Origin of the sequence: Streptomyces sp. NPDC006335 (genome assembly GCF_040612795.1) — a bacterium.
Taxonomy (GTDB): domain Bacteria; phylum Actinomycetota; class Actinomycetes; order Streptomycetales; family Streptomycetaceae; genus Streptomyces.
On record NZ_JBEXQX010000003.1, the window covers coordinates 472573 to 492311 of the forward strand.

Below are 19739 nucleotides of genomic sequence, written 5' to 3' on the forward strand. Positions count from 1 at the left end.
ACGGCCGCCCGTCCGCCTCCGGAACGGCCGCTCAGAGCAGGGGGTTGGGCAGGTCGGTCCACTGGTCTCCCGGGGTCCCCGGCGACAGCCGCATCAGCGTCAACGCCTTCGCGGGCAGCGGCTGTTCGAGCAGCGCGGCCAGATCGGGGGTGCGCGGAAGATCCCGTACGGCCGTCTCCAGCGCCCCTCGAAGAGCCGTCGCCGAACCCGCCGTACCCGCGAGGGCCCCCGCCACCAGGGAGCCGAACAGCTTGCGCCGCAGGGTGGTCACGTCGTCCGTGACGACCCGCCCGGACAGGGCCGGAAGCGGGATGCCGTGCCGGGCCAGCCGGGCCGGGCTGACCCGGATGTCGGCGAGGTCCCGGTAGACCAGCGCGAGCGGCGCGCCCGACTCGGACAGGACCACGAGGAGGTTCTGGCCGTGTGCCTCCAGGGCGACGCCGAGCTCCAGGAGCCGCAGCCCGGCCGTGAGCGCGAGCCGGGCGAACTCGGCCAGCCACACCGGGGATTCGGGCAGCCCGGTGGTGACGAGGGCGGCCACCGGCAGGACCCGGTCGCCGTACACCTGGGGTGACTCGCGCAACACGGCCGCCAGATCAGGGGAGTTGGCCGTCGCCGCCCCCAGGGTGCGGGTGAAGTGCAGGAGTCCGTCCATGCGTTCGGCCAGGGTTTCCGCGAACCCCGAGAGGGTCCCCGACATGCTGACCGAGTAGACGGAGATGTCCCGCACCGAGGACGTCAGCCGTGCGCTGAGCGCGGTCTTCACATGCGGTCCGCCGCCGGTCAGGGCGAGGGTGCGCAGGGACATCAACGGGTGTGCCGCGACGCCTTCCGTGACGGACCGCTTCAGCACGTGCTCCGCCTGCCACGGATGCACGGGCAGCAACAGCCGCCCCCCGTCCCGCATCTCCGCCGGCCACGCGCCCGTCACCAGGCACTCGTCGACCGGTACGGGGACCAGCCCCAGCCGTACCAGCGGCCGGTGCTCGGGTGCGTAGGCCAGCTGCTCGGCCACCGAGAAGCCGGGCCGGGAACGGCAGTTGGGGTGGTAGGGGTGCCCGTCGACGATCCGCTGCTCCCACTCCCAGTCGTGCGCCGGCCACTCCTTCGAGCGGGGTGGCTGTGCTGCCCGGGAGAGTGCCAACGACGCGACACTGTCGTCCAGTTCGGCCGCGAAGTCCGCGCCGTGCGGGACCCCGAGGCCGGTCATCAGACGCGCCGGATCGCCGTGATCGACCTCGTCGAGCCGTACCGCGGTGACCTGGGCGGCGGTGGCGAACGGGTCCGGGTGCGGGCCGCGCAGCCGGCGGCCGTCCGAGAGGCGCAGGGTGAGCCCCTCCCGGCCGGCCTCCCGCGCGGTGACCCAGGGCAGCGGATCGTGCGTGAGCCCCCGCCACAGCCGGGACAGGACGGCCGCGCGGGCGCCGGGCAGCTCGGCCGCGTACCGCGCCACGAGGTCGGGGCGCAGGACGGCCAGCTCTTCGGCGAACCGGGCCTCGGCGGCGCGGGGACGGTGCACGGGCGGACTCCCTCGGGTACGACTGGTGGCACAGCGGGTCGGTGACGGCAGACATACTGATCGTCATCGCCCCAGATGAACCGTAGAGAACGAGTGAACCGCGTGGATCTCCTGCCCCCGCCGGCCGGCACCGCCGTCGCCCACCGCGCCGACGCGTACGCGGCAGCGCCCCTGCTGAACTGCCTGCTGCGCGAAGTCGCCGTGCCGCTGCCGGAACCCGGCGAGCGCCCGGTGTACCGGCTGCCCGGCGGGCGGCTGCTCAGAGTGCGGGGCGGCCGGCGGCCGGCCGAGCCCGAGGTGCGCACGGCGGCCGGATGGCGGCGGATCGGCCACACCGAGCTCGTGAAGCTCACCGCCGAGGAACTGACCCGGCACACCGGCGTGTCCAACCACGAGCTGCCCGCCGAGATGATCGACAGCCGCGACGCGGTGGCCGCCCTGCTCACGGCCCGGGACCGGACGGCGGCGCCCGTCGACCCGTATCTGCGCTCCGAGCAGAGCCTCGTGACCGGCCACCCCCATCACCCCGCCCCCAAGGCCCGCGGCGGCGGCCCTGCCGCCGCCTGGCTGCCGTACGCCCCCGAGGCGCATGCCCGGTTCCGGCTGGTCCTGCTCGGGGTGCGCGAGGACGCCGTCGTCGAGGAGGGCGACACCGCGGCCCTCGACACGCTCGGCGAGGCCCCGCCCGGCTACCGGCTGCTGCCCGCCCACCCCTGGCAGCTCGACCTGGTGGGCTGCGCCGAGGCCTTCGCGGACGGCCGCCTGGTCCGGCTCGGCACGACCGGCTTCGAGACCTGGCCGACGGCCGCGATCCGCACGGTGTACGCCCCCGGGCGGGATCTCTTCCTCAAGTTCAGCCTCGACGTCCGCATCACGAACGACATCCGCCGGCTCTGGCGCCACGACCTGCTCAAACTCCGCCGTACGGACGAAGCGGTCGCGGACGCCTTCGCCGCGAGCCCCGGCGGCGCCGCCTGGCTGAGCGACCGCGGCTACCGCACGGCCGACTTCGCCTTCGAGGAACTCGCCGTCCTGGTCCGCGACGGACTGCGCGACCAGGTTCGGCCCGGGGCGACCCCGCTCCTTGCCGCGGCCCTGGTGGAGGGCTTCGAGGGCAACCCGCTCGACGCGATCGAGGACCCCGAGGCCTGGTGGGAGGCGTACCTGGGCGCGGTCGTCCCGCCCGCCCTCGCGGCCTTCGCCGACCACGGCGTCGTACTGGAGGCGCACCTTCAGAACACCCTGGTCGCCGTGGACGCCGACGGTACGCCCGTCCAGGCGCTGTTCCGGGACGCGGAGGGCGTGAAGCTGCTGGCGGACGTGCCGCGCGCGGCGGGCTGGGAACGGCTGGTGTACTGCCTGGTCGTGAACCACCTGTGCGAGGTCGCCGCGGCCCTCGCCGAACGCCGGCCCGGCTTCGACCCCTGGCCCGCCGTCCGCCGTGAACTGGCCCGCCACGACCTCCCCGAAGCCGCCGCCCTCCTCGCCGCGCCCACCCTCCCCGGCAAGACGAACCTGTTGCTGAGGTGGACGGGGGCGGACGGGGCGGACGCCCGCTACCTCCCGCTGCCCAATCCGCTGGCCGGCACGTGACCCGAGGCGCCCTGGAACAGGACCGTAGGGTGGCCCCATGAGCATCGACGATGTCGCGCTGCGTCCCGTGGCCGAGTACGACCTGCCGCTCATGGAACGGTTCTTGACCGACCCGGAGACCGCCGCGCCCTTCCAGTGGTTCGGCTGGTGGGACACCGGACGGTGGCGACGCCGGTGGGCGGAGAACGGGCTGCTCGGCGACGACGGCGGGCATCTGATGGTGGTGAGCGGCACGGAGCGGCTGGGGTTCGTCGCCTGGCGCAAGGTCAAGAGCACCCCGGCGACCTGGTACTGGAACATGGGCATCGGCCTGCTGGCGGAGGCGCGTGGACGCGGTGTCGGGACCGAGGCGCAACGGCAGTTGGTCCGCTACCTCTTCGCGCACACGACGGCTGTGCGGATCGAGGCGGACACCGAGGCGGAGAACATCGCCGAACAACGCGCCCTCGAAAAGGCCGGGTTCACCCGCGAAGGTCTCCTGCGCAGCGTCGTCTTCCGTGACGGGCGCTGGCGTGACGGCGTGCTCTACAGCATCCTGCGTGACGACATGGTCTGAGCGCCCGCGTCCATGCCGAGCGGGGCGGTCCGGAGCACTCCCGCCCCGGACCGCCCGCCTCTCCGCCCGACCGGCCCTGTCACGAGCGGGTCAGGAAAGGCCCCACTGCTGGTTGGTCGCGCCGGTGCCCGTCTCCTGGTCCACCGCCGCGCCCTGCGTGGTCGAGCCCGCGACGCCGATGTCCAGGTCGCTGCCCACCCCGGCGAGCATGTACGTGCTGCCCGTGTAGCTGCCGACCAGGTCGAGGAACCACTGCTGGTTCGCTCCGCCGTTGCAGGTCCACTGCTGCAACTGGACGCCGCTGGTGGTCGACTGGTCGGGCACGTCCAGGCACAGGCCGCTCTTGACGCTCTTGAGCGTGTAGACGTTGTCCGCGACCCGCGTCAGCGTCCACTGCTGGTTGGTACCGCCGTTGGACGCCCACTGGATGATCTTGCCGCCGTTGGCCGTGGAGCCGCTCGACACGTCCATCAGCAGGGAGCTGCTGATGTTCTTCAGGGTGTGCACGCCTTCCGAGGGGAGGCCGCTGCCCGCGCTCCAGGTCCCGGCGGCGGCGTCGAGGGACCAGGTGGGGTACTGGCCGAGGTTGACCGTGGTGCCCCGGATGGTCAACGGCAGCCAGATCAGCTTCGAGGCCCCCAGGTTGGAGGTGTCCCAGCGGTCGCCGGCGTACACGTAGGTGGTGCCGGAGGTGCCCTGGACGGTGATGACGTTCGCGGTCTGGCTGCCGTAGGTGTGGGTGCCCGGGGCGGCGAAGTTGCGGAAGGCCGACCAGGGGCCGCTCAGGGAGGTGGCGGTGGCGTAGATGTTGTCGTTCAGGCTCCAGCCCGTGAGGTGGGAGCCGAAGACGTAGTACATGCCGTTGATCTTCACCATGGCGGGAGCCTCGACGCTGCCGCTGCCGCTGCTGCCGAGCACGGCCACCGCGCTGTCGACGGAGAGGTAGTCGGCGGAGAGCTTGTCGATGCGCAGGCCGTTGTTGCGGTCCTCGCTGAGCAGGTAGGCGGTGCCGTCGGTGTCCTGGAACAGGCCGAGGTCACGGCTGAGGTTGCCCAGCGGCCGGAAGCTGCCCCGGTAGGTGAAGGGGCCGCAGGGGGTGCTGCTGATGGCGACGCCGACCTTGGCCTCGGAGTAGTTGGTGCTGTCGATGTGCATGTACATCACGTACGTGCTGGTCGACGCGTTGTAGATGACCTTGGGCCGCTCCACGACACGGCTGGGACCCAGGTCGCCACTGGCCTGTCGGCTCAACGCCTGGCCCTGGTAGGTCCAGTTGGACAGGTCGGTCGAGGCGTAGCAGGTGATGTCCTGGAAGGACGTGTCCGCCGAGGTCTCGCCGGTCTTGTCCTCGCCGTAGCCGTACCAGGTGGTGCCGACCTTGATGATGCCCAGACCGTGCAGCTGGAGCGTGTTGCCGTTGGTGTCGGTCCGCGCGGCGCCCGTCGTGAACGTCACCGAGGCCGCCTGGGCCTGGGTGGCGGGCAGGAGCAGGGCCGCGAGACCGCAGAGCAGCGTCACGAGGGCGGTGGCGGCTGCGCGCCATCGGCCGGTCGGGCGTTGAGGTGTTCCCTTGGGCATGTGCTTGCCTTTCCGGTCCGCAGGCGGGTCCCGTCCGCCTGGCGGGGATCAATGAGAGGCGCAGCGACCTGACGGCGTCAATAACCTCGATCGATTTTGTTCGTTCTTGACCGTCGTCCCGTCTGTCCGATATTTCGGCCATCCGTCCTGCGTTGATGAAGGGTTGACCTTTCGCTCGATCAGGCGCTACAACTTCGCCGCAGTCGGAATCTGTCATCTGCTGGTCGGGTTTGTTTGAATCGGCTTGCCGGAGCGAGGAGAGTCGCCGTGCCCGTCCCCGATCGCCGAGAGCCCTCCCGCCGCGGACTCCTCAAGGGCGTCGCCGCCACCGCCGCGGCAGCCGCGCTGGGCGTAGCCGGCACGCACCCGGCCGAGGCCGCCGACGCCTCCGTCACCGCCACCTCGCTCGACGGCACCACCACCATCACGATGTCGCTGACCGGCGGCGCGCTGACCTGGTCGGCCAGGCGTGACGGCCGCACGGTGGTCGCCCCCTCCGCCCTGGGCCTGCGCCTGAGCGACGGCACCAGCCTCGGCACCGACGTCGTGCTGACCAACTACCAGCACTGGCACGTCGACACCACCTGGAACCCGGTGTACGGACGCAACGCGACCGTCTCCGACACCTACCAGGAAATGCGCTGGAACCTCCGGGACACCCGGACCTCCATCAACTTCGGAGTGCAGATCCGGGCATACGCCTCCGGCGTCGCCTTCCGCTACGTCCTGCTCGACCAGGGCTCCGCCGCCGTCGCCGGCGAACTGACGACCTTCGTCTTCCCCGACGGCACCCTCGTCTACAGCGCACGGGACGAGGACGCCTACAACCCGGTGGCGCCCGGTTCCCTCCCGTCCACCGGAACCTCCTCCACGGACACCGGACCGCTGACCGACCTCCCGCTCACCGCCACCTACGCCGACGGACTCATCGCCTGCGTCTGCGAGTCCGCCCGGGCCAACTACCCCCGGATGATGCTCAGTTCGGTCTCAGGACAGCCCAACACCCTGGCCGCGTACCTGATGCGGCACACCGCGCGCGGCTCCGGGCCGGTCCAGACGACCTCCACCCTCACCACACCGTCCGCCACGCCCTGGCGCGCCGTGGTCATCGGCGCCACCCACGCCGAACTGGTCGACAACGCCGAACTGGTGCTCAACCTGGCCCCGCCGAGCGCCCTCTCCGACACCTCCTGGATCAAGCCCGGGAAGGTGTTCCGCTGCAACCTGACCACCGCCGACGGACTGGCCGGCGTCGACTTCGCGGCCGCCCGGGGACTCCAGTACATCGAGTACGACGCCGGGTGGTACGGGCCGGAGGGCAGCACGACCGACGCCACCCGTCCGATCACCGCGATCGACCTGCCCACGGTCCTGTCCTACGCGGCCGGCAAGGGAATCGGCGTCTTCCTCTACGTCAACCGCATCGCCCTGAGCAATCCGGACAGCCTGTTCGCCCTCTACCGGAGCTGGGGCGTCGCGGGCGTCAAACTCGGCTTCATCAACGACGGCACCCAGGCGATGACGAACCAGATCGTCGCCTGGGCCAGGACGGCGGCGACGTACAAGCTGCTGATCGACATGCACGACGACGTACGGCCCTTCGGCTACGAGCGGACGTACCCCAACTGGATCAGCCTGGAAGGCGTGCGGGGCAACGAGCACTTCCCGACCGCCGGCCACAACGTCACCCTGCCCTTCGCCCGCAACATCGGCGGCCCGATGGACTACACGATCTGCTACGGCCAGTCCCGCGACCTGACGACCAACGCCCACCAGATGGCCATGGCCGCGGTGTACTACCAGCCCCTCAACTTCCTGTACTGGTACGACGCCCCGTCGAAGTACTCCACCACGGCCAACTGGCCCGGCCTGCCCTGGTTCGACGCCGTCCCCACCACCTGGGACGAGAGCCGGACCCTGGCCGGGTCGATCGGTGAGTACATCGCCGTAGCCCGGCGCAGCGGCGCCACCTGGTACCTGGGGGCGATGACCGACGAGAGCGCCCGGACCCTCTCGGTGCCGCTCTCCTTCCTCGGCGGCGGCACCTACACCGCCACGGTCTACGCCGACGGGACACCGGGCACCAGCCCCTACCGGACCCCCGTCGTCGTGAGCACGCGGACCGTCACCTCGGCGACCGTGCTGAGCGTGGCGATGGCCCCGGCGGGAGGCCAGGCCGTGATCCTGAAGCCGAGCTGAGCGCCCGCTCCGGCCTCACCGCCCGGGCGGTGATCACCCGCGGTTACTATGCTCACTTCATGCCGGAGGCCGGCAGCGAGCAGCGGGCGGCCGTGGACGGACCGCAGGAGAGGCAGGTGGCCCGGGACATGCTGAGAGAGGTCACCGCGACCCGCTACGTCGAACCCCTGCGCTCCGGCGGCTCCGTCCCCGGCGTCGTCGAGGCCGACGACCTGGGGACGTACGTCGTGAAGTTCACCGGCTCCGCCCAGGGGCGCAAGGCGCTGGTCGCCGAGGTGATCGTCGGTGAGCTGGCGCGGGCGCTGGGGCTGCGCTTCCCCGAACTGGTCCTGGTGCGCTTCGACCCGGCGATCGCAGCCGGCGAGCCCCACCAGGAGGTGCGGGACCTGCACGCGGCGAGCGCCGGGGTGAACCTCGGCATGGACTATCTGCCGGGTGCGCGCGACCTCACCCCCGAGATCGCCGCGGTCTTCCCCGTGGACCCGCTGGAGGCCGGCCGGATCGTCTGGCTCGACGCGCTCACCGTCAACGTCGACCGCACGGTCCACAGCTCGAACCTGATGGTGTGGCCGACCCTAGGCATCGCGCCCCCGCGGCTCTGGCTGATCGACCACGGTGCCGCCCTCGTCTTCCACCACCGCTGGGACGGCACCGACCCGTCGAAGTCCTACGACTTCCGCCACCACGCCCTCGGCCACTACGGCCCCGACGTGCGCGCCGCCGACGCGGAACTGGCTCCCAAGGTCACGCTCGACGTCCTGCGCGAGGTCACCGCGGCCGTCCCCGACGCCTGGCTCACCGACTTCGCGACCCCGGCCGAGGCCCGCGAGGCGTATGTGACCTACCTCCACGCGCGCGTGCGGGCCTCCGCGTCGTGGCTGCCCACCGACTTCCCCTCCCGGGACGAACTCGCCGCCGAGGAGGCCCTGCGGGCGGCGCGGACACAGCAAGGCCGGCCGCAGTGGCTGAAGCGGGTCCCCGACCTGCACGGCAAACCGGCCGCGGAACAGGATTGGTCGGTGCACCTCGGATGAGCCCCGTCGTACAGATCGAGTACTGCACCCAGTGCCGCTGGCTTCCCCGCGCGGCCTGGCTGGCGCAGGAGCTGCTCACCACCTTCGAGACGGAGCTCTCCGAGCTCGCGCTGAAGCCCGGCACGGGCGGTGTCTTCGTGGTCCGCGTCGACGACGAGGTCGTCTGGGACCGCAAGGAGCAGGGCTTCCCGGAGCCCACGGCGGTGAAGCAGGCCGTACGCGACCGAGTGGCCCCGGGCAGGTCCCTGGGCCACTCGGACAAGTGACGTCTCAGCCGCGCAGCTGCTCGTACGCCGGCAGCGTGAGGAAGTCCGCGTAGTCGTCGTCGAGGGAGACCTGGAGCAGCAGGTCGTGGGCCTGCTGCCAGTGGCCGGCCGCGAAGGCCTCCTCGCCGATCTCCCGGCGGATGTTCGCGAGCTCCTCGGCGGCGACCTCGCGGGCCAGCTCCGGAGTCGCCTTCACGGTGTCGCCCTCGTGCTCGAACTCGACGCCCGCGTTGATCCACTGCCAGATCTGCGAGCGGGAGATCTCGGCGGTGGCCGCGTCCTCCATGAGGTTGAAGATGGCGACCGCGCCGAGGCCGCGCAGCCAGGCCTCGATGTAACGGATGCCGACCTGGACGGCGTTGACGAGGCCGTTGTACGTCGGCTTCGCTTCCAGGGAGTCGATCGCGATGAGGTCGGCGGCCTCGACGTGGACGTCCTCGCGCAGCCGGTCCTTCTGGTTGGGCTTGTCACCGAGGACCTTGTCGAAGGACTCCATGGCGATGGGGACCAGGTCGGGGTGGGCGACCCAGGAGCCGTCGAAACCGTCGTTCGCCTCGCGGTCCTTGTCGGCGCGGACCTTCTCGAAGGCGACCTTGTTGACCTCGGCGTCCCGGCGGGACGGGATGAAGGCCGCCATGCCGCCGATCGCGTGCGCGCCGCGCTTGTGGCAGGTGCGGACGAGGAGTTCGGTGTACGCGCGCATGAACGGGGCCGTCATGGTGACCGCGTTGCGGTCCGGCAGGACGAACTTGGCGCCGCCGTCACGGAAGTTCTTGACGATGGAGAACAGGTAGTCCCAGCGGCCCGCGTTCAAGCCGGAGGCGTGGTCGCGGAGTTCGTAGAGGATCTCCTCCATCTCGTACGCCGCTGTGATCGTCTCGATCAGGACGGTCGCGCGGACGGTGCCCTGCGGGATGCCGCAGTACTCCTGCGCGAAGACGAACACGTCGTTCCACAGGCGGGCTTCGAGGTGCGACTCGGTCTTCGGGAGGTAGAAGTACGGGCCCTTGCCGAGGTCGAGCAGCCGCTGGGCGTTGTGGAAGAAGTACAGGCCGAAGTCGACGAGGGCGCCGGGGACCTGGGTGCCGTTCGCGTCGACCAGGTGCCGTTCGTTCAGGTGCCAGCCGCGCGGGCGCATGACGACCGTGGCGAGCTCCTCGTCGGCCTTGAGGGCGTACGACTTGCCGGACCTCTCGTCGGTGAAGTCGATGTTCCGGGTGTACGCGTCGGCCAGGTTGACCTGCCCGAGGACGACGTTCTCCCATGTCGGCGCGGAGGCGTCCTCGAAGTCCGCGAGCCACACCTTGGCCCCGGAGTTGAGGGCGTTGATGGTCATCTTGCGGTCGGTGGGGCCGGTGATCTCGACCCGGCGGTCGTCCAGGGCGGCGGGGGAGGGGGCCACCTTCCAGGAGTCGTCCGCGCGGATCGCGGCGGTCTCCGGGAGGAAGTCGAGCGTGGAGGTGCGGGCGATCTCGGCGCGGCGCTCGGCGCGGCGGGCGAGGAGCTCGTCACGCCGGGGCGTGAACCGGCGGTGCAGTTCGGCCACGAAGGCGAGGGCCGCCTCGGTGAGGACCTCCTCCTGTCGCGGCAGGGGCTCGGCGTCGACGATGGCCAGCGGGGACGGCGCTGGTGCGGACATGAGCTGTCACTTCCTTCAGCGGTGGCACCGGGTGCCAGTCGAACCGGGTACACGAGCGGCGCCCCTCACGAGGGCAGGGCGCTTCTGAACAGTGGATACTAGTTTCCTCATTGTGGAAGTTCAATGGTTTGTTGATGTCGAGATTCTCCGGATCGAGCAAGGGTGGCTCTGCGTGCCACCGCGTTCACTCAAGGTGCGCCAGATCCCCCGGCGTGTCGATGTCGTACGGCTCGGCCACGTCCCCGCACTCGACGAGCGTGAGGACGCCCCGGTGCTCCTTCAGATAGGCGCGTGCCCCCCGGTCACCGGTCGCAGTCGCCGCGATCCCGGCCCAGTGCCCGGCACCGAGGAGAACGGGATGGCCGCGTACGCCGTCATAGGCGGCCGAGACGAGCGAGTTCTCGTCCTCGTACGCGCCGAGCACCCGGCGCACGGCCTCCGTCCCGATGCCGGGCTGGTCGACGAGCGACACCAGCGCGGCCCGCGCCCCCGTCCCGGCGAGCGAGTCGAGCCCGGCCCGCAGCGACGAGCCCATTCCCTCGGCCCATTCCGGGTTCTCCACCAGCACACAGCCATCGAGCTCGGCCCGTTCCCGTACGACCGCCGCGCCCGCTCCCAGGACCACGTGCACGCGGGTACAGCCGGCCGCGCGCAGGACGCCGACCGCGTGTTCGACGAGCGGACGGCCCCGGTGTGCGAGCAGGGCCTTGGGTCGCCCGCCGAGCCGCCGCCCGCCGCCCGCGGCCAGCAGCACTCCGGCGACCTGCTGTTCGTTCTCCGTCATGCGTCCTGCATACCTGACGCGCCGGCGTGCGCCGGGTTTTCCGCGGGCTGAATTTCGGTCCGCACGGTGGCGCGCGGCGCCCCGCGTGGCGTTTACTGACCCGCGTCCCTCGGCGCCTGACCAACGTCGCTGGGAATGCAGGGTGCAGACGTGCGCGGGGGAGAGCTGTGTTGCGGAGCTTGGGGCAGAGACCGGTGACCGGCAGCGACAACGATCCGAGAGTGGCGCAACTGCGGACCGCGGTGTCCCGGCTGCGCCGCGAACTCGCCGCGCACCCGGCCGAGTTCCCCGACCGGTGCATCGCCGAGGACGAACTCGCCGCGCTGGCCGCCATGACGATCGACGGCACGCCCGAAGTCCCGCGCCTGCGGCGGTCGTTGCTGCTGATCGCGGGGGCGATCGGGTCGGTGAGCGCGCTGTCGCGGGGGCTGACGGAGGTGCGGGCGGCGGTGGAGCTGTTCGGGGAGCAGCGTCGCTAGGGGAACGAACCCCGGTAACCCTTGTGGTTGCCGCGGTGCTCGAACTCCGGGCAGATCCAGGTCTCCTGGACGAACTCGGTGAGGTCGTCCCAGATCGCGAAGATGCCCGTCGGGCCGTGCTTGGCGTCCACCCGCCGGTAGCGGTCCTTGACGTCCCGGAAGCAGGCCAGTCCGGCCATCATCCCGTTGCCGAGTGGACTGTAGTCGGACCAGGCGCACGAGACGCAGGCCCGCAGTCGGGCGGCTCGCGGCAGCGCGCGCTGGATGTCGCGCAGTGCCTCCTCGAAGTCGTACCGCAAGGTCCCGCTGCTGAACTCGTACCCGTCCAGGCGCAGGGTGGTGGTCAGGATCTGAAGATCCGGTCCGGGGCGGGGGCCCGCCGGATCCCCGAGCCGCAGGACGCAGTGCAGCGTGCCGGACCGCACGCCGCTGCCCCTGACGTCGACGGGCATGGGTGTCTCCCATTCCAGGAGGCAGAAGTACAGCGCCCCGTCGCGGAAGGAGAACATCTGCTCGGGGGGCTCCCCGCCCAGCGCCCCCAGATCGTCCATGGTGTCGCCCTCGAAGCGGACACCCCTGATCGTCGTACGGATCAGTTCCCGGCCGTCCGACTCGAAGGCGATCTCCTCCGAGCCGTACCGGTCCGTGTACCGCCCCGGCCAGCGCTGCAAGGCGGTCACGCAGGGCTCTGGGTCGCCAGCGCCTCCGACAGCTCCGACGCCACCTGCTGGAGCACCGGCACGATCTTCTCGGTTGCCGCCTCGGTGACCCGCCCGGCCGGGCCGGAGATCGAAATGGCGGCGGCGGTGGGGGAGTTGGGCACCGAGACGGCGAGGCAGCGGACGCCGATCTCCTGTTCGTTGTCGTCGACCGCGTAGCCCTGGCCGCGCACGTCCTTCAGGGCCGCGAGGAAGCCGTCCGGCGTGGTGATCGTCTTCTCCGTCGCGGCCGGCATGCCGGTCCGGGCGAGCAGGGCGCGCACCTCGTCGTCGGGGGTGTTGGCGAGCAGCGCCTTGCCGACACCCGTGGAGTGCGGCAGGACCCGGCGGCCGACCTCGGTGAACATCCGCATCGAGTGCTTCGACGGCACCTGGGCGACGTAGACGATCTCGTCCCCGTCCAGCAGTGCCATGTTGGCGGTCTCGCCGGTCTCCTCGACCAGGCGGGCGAGGTAGGGGCGGGCCCAGGTGCCGAGCAGCCGGGAGGCCGACTCGCCGAGGCGGATCAGACGCGGGCCGAGGGCGTAACGCCGGTTGGACTGCTGGCGGACGTATCCGCAGGACACGAGCGTCCGCATCAGGCGGTGGATGGTGGGCAGCGGCAGGCCGCTGCTCAAGGACAGTTCGCTCAGTCCGACTTCTCCGCCCGCGTCCGCCATGCGTTCCAGCAGATCGAAGGCGCGCTCGAGGGACTGGACCCCGCCACCGGCGGACTTGGCGGAGTCGGTGGTGCTGGCGCTGGACGTCGGCACGGCGCGTTCCTTTCGGGGCTGCCTTTCGGGTCTGGGCAGGAGGGCAGAAGCCTACCCGGCAGTCGGTTGACTCCCCGCTGGTGCATAGCTACGTTCTGCTTGCCGGAAGTCTAATTCCGCCTTGTGGAAACGTCCAGAGTGTCGACGCGGGGTGCACTGTGAAGAAGTGTGCCCTTGACGACGCTCGACCGGGAGTGAAGACTCCTTCAACAGAAAGTTGAATTCCGTTACGCGGAAGTTAACGGCGGCAGAGAGGGGTCCGGGTGTCCGACACTGAACTGGTGCTGCGCTCGACGCGCGTCATCACGCCCGAGGGGACGCGGCCCGCGTCGGTCGCGGTCGCCGACGGCACGATCACGGCCGTACTGCCGTACGAGGCTCCCGTGCCCGAGGGTGCCCGCCTGGAGGACCTCGGGGACGACGTCCTGCTGCCCGGCCTGGTGGACACTCATGTGCACGTCAACGACCCCGGCCGCACCGAGTGGGAGGGCTTCTGGACCGCCACCCGCGCGGCGGCGGCCGGCGGCATCACCACCCTCGTCGACATGCCGCTCAACTCCCTCCCGCCCACGACGACGGTCGAGAACCTCCGTACGAAGCAGGCGGTCGCCGCCGACAAGGCCCACATCGACGTCGGATTCTGGGGCGGCGCCCTGCCCGACAACGTCAAGGACCTGCGCCCGCTGTACGAGTCGGGTGTCTTCGGGTTCAAGGCGTTCCTGTCGCCGTCCGGCGTGGACGAGTTCCCCCACCTCGACCAGGACGGTCTCGCCCGTTCCCTGGCCGAGATCGCCTCCTTCGGCGGGCTGCTGATCGTGCACGCCGAGGACCCGCACCACCTGGAGGCCGCCCCGCAGCAGGCCGGTCCCCGGTACGCGGACTTCCTGGCGTCCCGTCCGCGCGATGCCGAGGACACGGCGATCGCCCAACTCATCGCGCAGGCGAAGCGGTTGGACGCGTGCGTGCACGTGCTGCACCTGTCGTCGTCCGACGCGCTCCCGCTGATCGCCCAGGCCAAGGCGGACGGTGTGCGCATCACCGTCGAGACCTGCCCGCACTACCTCACCCTCACCGCCGAGGAAGTCCCCGACGGTGCGAGTGAGTTCAAGTGCTGCCCGCCCATCCGTGAGTCCGCCAACCAGGACCTGCTGTGGCAGGCGCTGGCCGACGGCACCATCGACTGCGTGGTCACCGACCACTCCCCGTCCACGGCCGACCTCAAGACGGCCGACTTCGCCACCGCGTGGGGCGGCATCTCCGGCCTCCAGGTGAGCCTGCCGGCGGTCTGGACGGAGGCCCGCAGGCGCGGTCACTCGCTGGAGGACGTGGTCCGCTGGATGTCCGAGCGGACCTCTCGACTGGTCGGCCTGGACCGGAAGGGCGCCATCGAGGCAGGCCGCGACGCCGACTTCGCGGTCCTCGCACCCGACGCCACCTTCACCGTGGACCCGGCGGACCTCCAGCACCGCAACCGCGTCACGGCCTACGCGGGCAAGACCCTGTACGGGGTGGTCAAGTCGACCTGGCTGCGCGGTGAACGCATCGTGGCGGACGGCGAGTTCACGGCACCGAAGGGCCAACTGCTCACCCGCAGGCCCTGATCCACCCGCACCGGCCCACTCCTGAAAGGCACACATACGTGACGGCGATTCCGAGCTTCACCGGCGACGCGAACCCGTACGGGGGCGGTGACCCGTACGCGGACTACCGCACCGCCGACTTCCCCTTCACCCAGTACGCCGACCTCGCCGCACGGACACTCGGCGCCTCGGTCATCGCCGCCAACGACGAGTTCTTCGCCCAGCGCGAGAACCTGCTGCTGCCCGGGCGGGCCGAGTTCGACCCCGAGCACTTCGGGCACAAGGGCAAGATCATGGACGGCTGGGAGACGCGGCGCCGCCGGGGCACCTCCGCCGAACACCCCTGGCCGACGGCGGAGGACCACGACTGGGCGCTGGTGCGGCTGGGCGCGCCCGGCGTGATCCGGGGGATCGTGGTCGACACGGCGCACTTCCGCGGGAACTACCCGCAGGCGGTGTCGGTCGAAGGCACCTCGGTCGCGGGCTCCCCGTCCCCGGAGGAACTGCTGGGCGACGACGTGAAGTGGACGACGCTCGTCCCGCGGACGCCGGTCGGCGGCCACGCGGCGAACGGCTTCCCCGTGTCGCTGGAGCAGCGCTTCACGCACCTGCGGGTCAACCAGCATCCCGACGGCGGCATCGCCCGGCTGCGCGTGCACGGCGAGGTCGTCCCGGACCCGGCGTGGCTGGAGGTCCTCGGCACCTTCGACGTGGTCGCCCTGGAGAACGGCGGCCAGGCGGAGGACGCCTCCAACCTCTTCTACTCGCCGGCGTCGAACACCATCCAGCCGGGCCGCTCCCGCAAGATGGACGACGGCTGGGAGACCCGCCGCCGCCGCGACCAGGGCCATGACTGGATCCGCTACCGTCTCGTGGCCCAGTCCCTGATCCGGGCGATCGAGATCGACACGGCGTATCTGAAGGGGAACAGCGCGGGCTGGGCCTCGGTGTCGGTCCGTGACGGCGAGGACGGCGACTGGCGCGAGATCCTCCCGCGCACCCGTCTCCAGCCCGACACGAACCACCGCTTCGTGCTGCCGGCCCCGGCGGTGGGCACGCACGCGCGTGTGGACATCTTCCCCGACGGGGGCATCTCGCGCCTGCGGCTGTTCGGCTCGCTGACGGAGAGCGGCGCGGCGGCCCTGTCGGCGAGGCACCAGGAACTGGGCGGCTGAGATCTGTCTCTCCGGCGTTCGGGTAAGGGGTCCCCGAACGCCGGAGAGGGCGAGCAGTGCGCCTACCTCACGCCGCGTGCCCGCCGTCCACCGAGAACTCCGCACCCGTGACGTACTCCGCGTCCGCGAGGTAGGCCACCATCGACGCCACTTCCTCCGCCGACCCGAACCGCCCGGCCGCGGTCATCGCGGCCTGCCCCGCCGCGAACGGTCCGTCCGCGGGGTTCATGTCGGTGTCCGTGGGCCCGGGATGCACGATGTTCGCCGTGATCCCGCGCGGCCCCAGCTCACGCGCCAGGGCCTTCGTCAGCCCGATCAGCGCCGACTTGCTCGTCGTGTACAGGGTCCCGCCGGGGCCCGGCACCCGCTGGGTCACGCAGCTCCCGATCGTGATGATCCGTCCCCCGTCCCGCATCCGCGCGGCCGCCGCCTGAGAGGCCAGGAACACCCCGCGCACGTTGACCGCGAGCACCCGGTCGACCTCCGCGAGGGACAGCTCGCCCAACGGGCCGAGCACTCCCACGCCCGCGTTGTTCACCAGGACGTCCGGCCCACCGAGCGCCTCCGCCGTACGCAGGACCGCGCCCGCCGCCTCCTTTGGGTCCGCGGAGTCCGCCCGCAGGGCCACGCCCCGCCGCCCCAGCGCCTCGACCCGCCGTACGACGTCCGAGGCCGCCTCCTCGCCGTCCACGTATGTCACGGCCACGTCCGCGCCCTCCCGCGCCAGCCGCACCGCCGTGGCCGCGCCGATCCCCCGGCTGCCCCCGGTGACGAGCGCGACCTTGCCGTTCAGCTTGCCGTTCACAGTTCCGTGAGTCGTTGTCATGACACCCATCCCACCGGCCCGGCCCCCTGACCGCTGGCGGCGAACGGACACGGACCTCGACCGGATGAACCACGGACGCCGACCGGCAGGTTAACTCCCTGAAAACTCATCGGACTTGACCGGAAAATCCACAGAGTTGACATTGACATGCCACTGTCTACGCGCGTCATCATGGAGGCATGCGATTCCCCCCACGGATCACTCGTATCGGCGCCACGGCCGCCGTCCTGTCCGCGCTCCTCGTCGGCGGCACCGTCACCACCGCCACCCCGGCGGCCGCCGCCGTCGGCAGCGTCTGCTACAGCAAGCTGCCCTCCCAGGCGTACGACACCCTGGACCTGATCGACCAGGGTGGCCCCTATCCCTACTCCCAGGACGGCAGCGTCTTCCAGAACCGGGAGGGCGTCCTGCCCAGCCAGTCGACCGGCTACTACCACGAGTACACGGTGATCACCCCGGGCTCCTCCACACGCGGCGCGCGCCGGATCGTCACCGGTGAGAAGAGCCGGGAGGACTACTACACGGCGGACCACTACGCCACGTTCAACCTGGTCAACTACGGTTGCTGACCAGGTCGTAGCGGCCGGGGGAGCGGCGCGGCCGGCCGGAGGCACGGTCCCCGTTCAGCCGGACCTCCGGCTCTCCGCGGCGGCGAACAGCGCGAACGCCAGCACGATCAGGGCGACGCTCGTGTAGACCCCGTAACCGTCCAGGAAACCGATCCGCTGGACGAGGCCGACGTGCCAGTCGGTGAACTCGTGCAGCAGGCCCATCCCGCCCTGCACCAGGGCGAGGAAACCGAGCAGTTCCAGCAGTTGCTTCATGGGAAGACCCTCGCCCCGCGGACCCCCCACGGACATCGGCCGCGGGGCGAGCCCCGTCCCACCGAAGCATCGGACCCGCGGGGCCGGCCGCGACGAAAGTCTGCGGTGCCGCGACTTTGGTCGCCGATCCCGGTCGCGGGGAGGTGCCGCCGGCCCTCACTGCGTAGATTTGTCGACCGTGAGCGCTGACGAGACGGTCCCCGAGCCCCCGGCCTTCCCCGGCCGGCGCTGGCTGCTGCCGTCCGCCGTGATCCATGAGTTCGAACCGGGCGGCGCGCGCCCCGGACGGCGTCCCCGGCGCACCGCGCGTGACTGGCTCGTCGACTTCTCCTGCTTCCTGCTGGCCGTCTCCATCGGCCTGCTCGCCGCGGACGCGGTCGGCGACAACCCGCACGTGTCGCACACCGCGGCGGAGCTCGACCAGTTGCTGGGCGCGCTCGCCTGCGCGGCCGTGTGGCTGCGCCGCCGCTGGCCGCTCGGCCTCGCCCTGGCCACGATCCCGCTCAGCGTGCTCTCGGACACCGCCGGCGGCGCCTGCATGATCGCCGTCTTCACCCTCGCCGTGCACCGCCCCTTCCGGTACGTCGCCTGGATCGCCGGCCTCAACATCGCCGTGGTCCCCCTCACCTTCCGGCTGCGGCCCGACGCGGACCTGCCCTACCTCGTCTCGGTCGTCCTCACCGTGGTCCTGATCGCCGCGGTCGTCGGCTGGGGCCTGCTCGTGCGGGCCAAACGGCAGCTCATGTTCAGCCTGCGCGACCGTGCCCGGCGCGCCGAGAACGAGGCACGGCTGCGGGCCGAGCAGGCGCAGCGGCTCGCCCGCGAGGCCATCGCACGCGAGATGCACGACGTCCTCGCGCACCGGCTGACCCTGCTCAGCGTCCACGCGGGCGCGCTGGAGTTCCGGCCGGACGCACCCCGGGAGGAGGTCGCGCGGGCGGCCGGCGTCATCCGGGAGAGCGCCCACGAGGCCCTCCAGGACCTGCGGGAGATCATCGGCGTGCTGCGGGCCGCGGACCACGACGACACCGGTCGCCCCCAGCCGACCCTCGCCGCGCTCGACACCCTGGTCGCCGAGTCCCGTGAGGCCGGCATGAAGGTCGTCCTCGACAGCCGGGTCACCGACCCGGCCGCCGTGCCCGCCTCCGTGGGCCGCACCGCCTACCGCATCGCCCAGGAGAGCCTCACCAACGCCCGCAAGCACGCCCCCGGCACGGAGGTCACGGTCACCGTCACCGGCGGCCCGGGCGACGGTCTCACCGTGACCGTCCGCAACCCCCCGCCCGAGGGCGAGGTGCCGCACGTCCCCGGCTCGGGCCAGGGCCTGATCGGCCTCACCGAGCGCGCCGTGCTCGCCGGGGGCGGGCTGGAGCACGGGGTGGAGGAGGACGGGGCGTTCGGGGTCCGGGCGTGGCTGCCGTGGGGGTGACGGTCCCCGTCGGCGTCGGCGGTTCAACTCGCCCGCCCGCAAAGGTGATTGCGTGCCCGCTCGGCGTGATTACGTGGGGCCCATGACTGTGATCAGAGTGCTCCTCGTCGACGACGACCCCCTGGTGCGGGCAGGCCTGTCCCTGATGTTGGGCGGGGCTGAGGACATCGAGATCGTCGGAGAGGCGGCGGACGGCACCGAGGTCGAGGCCGCCGTCGACCGGACCCGCCCGCACGTCGTCCTCATGGACATCAGGATGCCGGCCGTGGACGGCCTCACGGCCACCGAGCGGCTGCGCGGCCGCCCCGACGCCCCGCAGGTCGTCGTCCTGACCACCTTCCACGCCGACGAACAGGTCCTGCGCGCCCTGCGCGCGGGCGCCGCCGGCTTCGTCCTCAAGGACACCCCGCCCGCCGAGATCCTCACCGCCGTCCGCCGGGTCGCGGCCGGCGACCCCGTCCTGTCGCCCACCGTCACCCGCCAGCTCATGGACCACGCGGCCGGCACCGCCGCCGACACCCGGCGGGCACGCGCGCGTGAGCGCGTCACCGCCCTCAACGACCGCGAACGCGAGGTCGCCGTCGCCGTCGGCCAGGGCCTGTCCAACGCCGAGATCGCCGCCGCCCTCTACATGAGCGTCGCCACCGTCAAGACCCACGTGTCCCGCGTCCTGGCCAAGCTCGACCTCAACAACCGGGTGCAGATCGCGTTGTTGGCGTACGACGCGGGGCTCCTGGAGCAGTCCGGGGAACCCGAGCCGGGCGGGCACTAGTCGCGGTCGCCGGGC

General features: G+C 71.6%; 19 protein-coding genes. 11 read left to right on the top strand and 8 right to left on the bottom strand.

The genetic code is table 11. From position 1 onward, the window contains the following. Positions 1-31: 31 nt before the first annotated feature. Complete coding sequence (locus ABZ098_RS12870) at positions 32-1519, bottom strand: IucA/IucC family siderophore biosynthesis protein (RefSeq protein WP_356590151.1); 1488 nt, start codon at positions 1517-1519, stop codon at positions 32-34. A 75-nt stretch (positions 1520-1594) separates the two neighbouring features. On the opposite strand from ABZ098_RS12870, the gene ABZ098_RS12875 reads away from it, so the two are divergent. Together ABZ098_RS12875 and ABZ098_RS12880 are read left to right on the top strand one after the other, a co-directional pair. Beyond that, a complete protein-coding gene (locus ABZ098_RS12875) occupies positions 1595-3112 on the top strand; it encodes an IucA/IucC family protein (protein WP_356590153.1) in 1518 nt (505 codons plus the stop codon). Positions 3113-3149: 37 nt separating this feature from the next. After that, positions 3150-3668 (top strand): GNAT family protein, encoded by a 519-nt coding sequence (locus tag ABZ098_RS12880; protein WP_356590155.1) that lies wholly within the window; start codon positions 3150-3152, stop codon positions 3666-3668. Positions 3669-3758: 90 nt separating this feature from the next. On the opposite strand, the gene ABZ098_RS12885 is transcribed toward ABZ098_RS12880, so the two are convergent. Further along, positions 3759-5246 carry an RICIN domain-containing protein gene (locus ABZ098_RS12885; protein WP_356590157.1) on the bottom strand — a complete coding sequence of 496 codons (1488 nt, stop codon included), beginning with the start codon at positions 5244-5246 and terminating at the stop codon, positions 3759-3761. Between the two features lie 267 nt (positions 5247-5513). Here ABZ098_RS12885 and ABZ098_RS12890 point away from each other — a divergent pair, with 267 nt between their 5' ends. From ABZ098_RS12890 to ABZ098_RS12900, 3 genes are all read left to right on the top strand, one after another. After that, a complete protein-coding gene (locus ABZ098_RS12890) occupies positions 5514-7445 on the top strand; it encodes a glycoside hydrolase family 97 catalytic domain-containing protein (protein WP_356590159.1) in 1932 nt (643 codons plus the stop codon). Positions 7446-7573: 128 nt separating this feature from the next. Further along, the gene (locus tag ABZ098_RS12895; RefSeq protein WP_356590522.1) at positions 7574-8479 is read left to right on the top strand and encodes a HipA family kinase; all 906 of its coding nucleotides are present in this window, start codon (positions 7574-7576) and stop codon (positions 8477-8479) included. Then, on the top strand, positions 8476-8745 hold the full coding sequence (locus tag ABZ098_RS12900; protein ID WP_356590161.1) for a SelT/SelW/SelH family protein: 270 nt from the start codon (positions 8476-8478) through the stop codon (positions 8743-8745). Before ABZ098_RS12895 ends, ABZ098_RS12900 begins: the two co-directional genes overlap by 4 nt. Positions 8746-8749: 4 nt before the next feature. Here ABZ098_RS12900 and aceB read toward each other — a convergent pair whose 3' ends face one another. Beyond that, the gene (gene aceB / locus ABZ098_RS12905) at positions 8750-10384 is read right to left on the bottom strand and encodes a malate synthase A (RefSeq protein ID WP_356590163.1); all 1635 of its coding nucleotides are present in this window, start codon (positions 10382-10384) and stop codon (positions 8750-8752) included. Between the two features lie 184 nt (positions 10385-10568). Then, positions 10569-11168: a nucleotidyltransferase family protein gene (locus ABZ098_RS12910; protein ID WP_356590165.1), complete on the bottom strand. Its 600-nt coding sequence runs from the start codon at positions 11166-11168 to the stop codon at positions 10569-10571. 194 nt (positions 11169-11362) lie between these two features. On the opposite strand from ABZ098_RS12910, the gene ABZ098_RS12915 reads away from it, so the two are divergent. Then, positions 11363-11647, top strand: coding sequence for a DUF5955 family protein (locus ABZ098_RS12915; protein ID WP_356590524.1), 285 nt, complete (start codon positions 11363-11365; stop codon positions 11645-11647). Here the strand turns inward: ABZ098_RS12915 and ABZ098_RS12920 are convergent. Together ABZ098_RS12920 and ABZ098_RS12925 are read right to left on the bottom strand one after the other, a co-directional pair. Next, positions 11644-12327 carry a DUF6304 family protein gene (locus tag ABZ098_RS12920; protein ID WP_356590167.1) on the bottom strand — a complete coding sequence of 228 codons (684 nt, stop codon included), beginning with the start codon at positions 12325-12327 and terminating at the stop codon, positions 11644-11646. The genes ABZ098_RS12915 and ABZ098_RS12920 overlap by 4 nt on opposite strands. Next, positions 12324-13118 carry an IclR family transcriptional regulator gene (locus ABZ098_RS12925; protein ID WP_356590169.1) on the bottom strand — a complete coding sequence of 265 codons (795 nt, stop codon included), beginning with the start codon at positions 13116-13118 and terminating at the stop codon, positions 12324-12326. Before ABZ098_RS12925 ends, ABZ098_RS12920 begins: the two co-directional genes overlap by 4 nt. Before the next feature lie 263 nt (positions 13119-13381). Between ABZ098_RS12925 and allB the strand changes: the two genes are divergently transcribed. Together allB and alc are read left to right on the top strand one after the other, a co-directional pair. Beyond that, positions 13382-14719, top strand: coding sequence for an allantoinase AllB (gene allB / locus ABZ098_RS12930; RefSeq protein WP_356590171.1), 1338 nt, complete (start codon positions 13382-13384; stop codon positions 14717-14719). Positions 14720-14757: 38 nt separating this feature from the next. Next, a complete protein-coding gene (alc, locus tag ABZ098_RS12935) occupies positions 14758-15873 on the top strand; it encodes an allantoicase (protein ID WP_356590173.1) in 1116 nt (371 codons plus the stop codon). A gap of 67 nt (positions 15874-15940) precedes the next feature. Here alc and ABZ098_RS12940 read toward each other — a convergent pair whose 3' ends face one another. Beyond that, entirely contained in the window at positions 15941-16699 is a 759-nt protein-coding gene (locus ABZ098_RS12940) for an SDR family oxidoreductase (protein ID WP_356590175.1), read from the bottom strand. 179 nt (positions 16700-16878) lie between these two features. Between ABZ098_RS12940 and ABZ098_RS12945 the strand changes: the two genes are divergently transcribed. Continuing rightward, on the top strand, positions 16879-17268 hold the full coding sequence (locus ABZ098_RS12945) for a ribonuclease domain-containing protein (protein WP_356590177.1): 390 nt from the start codon (positions 16879-16881) through the stop codon (positions 17266-17268). A gap of 54 nt (positions 17269-17322) precedes the next feature. Here ABZ098_RS12945 and ABZ098_RS12950 read toward each other — a convergent pair whose 3' ends face one another. Continuing rightward, entirely contained in the window at positions 17323-17523 is a 201-nt protein-coding gene (locus tag ABZ098_RS12950; RefSeq protein ID WP_356590179.1) for a hypothetical protein, read from the bottom strand. Between the two features lie 169 nt (positions 17524-17692). Here ABZ098_RS12950 and ABZ098_RS12955 point away from each other — a divergent pair, with 169 nt between their 5' ends. After that, positions 17693-18952 carry a histidine kinase gene (locus ABZ098_RS12955; protein ID WP_356590181.1) on the top strand — a complete coding sequence of 420 codons (1260 nt, stop codon included), beginning with the start codon at positions 17693-17695 and terminating at the stop codon, positions 18950-18952. 82 nt (positions 18953-19034) lie between these two features. After that, positions 19035-19724 (top strand): response regulator transcription factor, encoded by a 690-nt coding sequence (locus ABZ098_RS12960; protein WP_356590183.1) that lies wholly within the window; start codon positions 19035-19037, stop codon positions 19722-19724. Positions 19725-19739 lie beyond the last annotated feature (15 nt).

Excerpts from the sequence above, each read along its gene's own strand:
- ABZ098_RS12875 (WP_356590153.1), top strand. The coding sequence starts at position 1,595 with ATGAACCGTAGAGAACGAGTGAACCGCGTGGATCTCCTGCCCCCGCCG.
- ABZ098_RS12880 (WP_356590155.1), top strand. The coding sequence starts at position 3,150 with ATGAGCATCGACGATGTCGCGCTGCGTCCCGTGGCCGAGTACGACCTG.
- ABZ098_RS12885 (WP_356590157.1), bottom strand. The coding sequence starts at position 5,246 with ATGCCCAAGGGAACACCTCAACGCCCGACCGGCCGATGGCGCGCAGCC.
- ABZ098_RS12895 (WP_356590522.1), top strand. The coding sequence starts at position 7,574 with ATGCTGAGAGAGGTCACCGCGACCCGCTACGTCGAACCCCTGCGCTCC.
- ABZ098_RS12900 (WP_356590161.1), top strand. The coding sequence starts at position 8,476 with ATGAGCCCCGTCGTACAGATCGAGTACTGCACCCAGTGCCGCTGGCTT.
- aceB (WP_356590163.1), bottom strand. The coding sequence starts at position 10,384 with ATGTCCGCACCAGCGCCGTCCCCGCTGGCCATCGTCGACGCCGAGCCC.
- ABZ098_RS12910 (WP_356590165.1), bottom strand. The coding sequence starts at position 11,168 with ATGACGGAGAACGAACAGCAGGTCGCCGGAGTGCTGCTGGCCGCGGGC.
- ABZ098_RS12940 (WP_356590175.1), bottom strand. The coding sequence starts at position 16,699 with ATGACAACGACTCACGGAACTGTGAACGGCAAGCTGAACGGCAAGGTC.
- ABZ098_RS12945 (WP_356590177.1), top strand. The coding sequence starts at position 16,879 with ATGCGATTCCCCCCACGGATCACTCGTATCGGCGCCACGGCCGCCGTC.
- ABZ098_RS12950 (WP_356590179.1), bottom strand. The coding sequence starts at position 17,523 with ATGAAGCAACTGCTGGAACTGCTCGGTTTCCTCGCCCTGGTGCAGGGC.
- ABZ098_RS12960 (WP_356590183.1), top strand. The coding sequence starts at position 19,035 with ATGACTGTGATCAGAGTGCTCCTCGTCGACGACGACCCCCTGGTGCGG.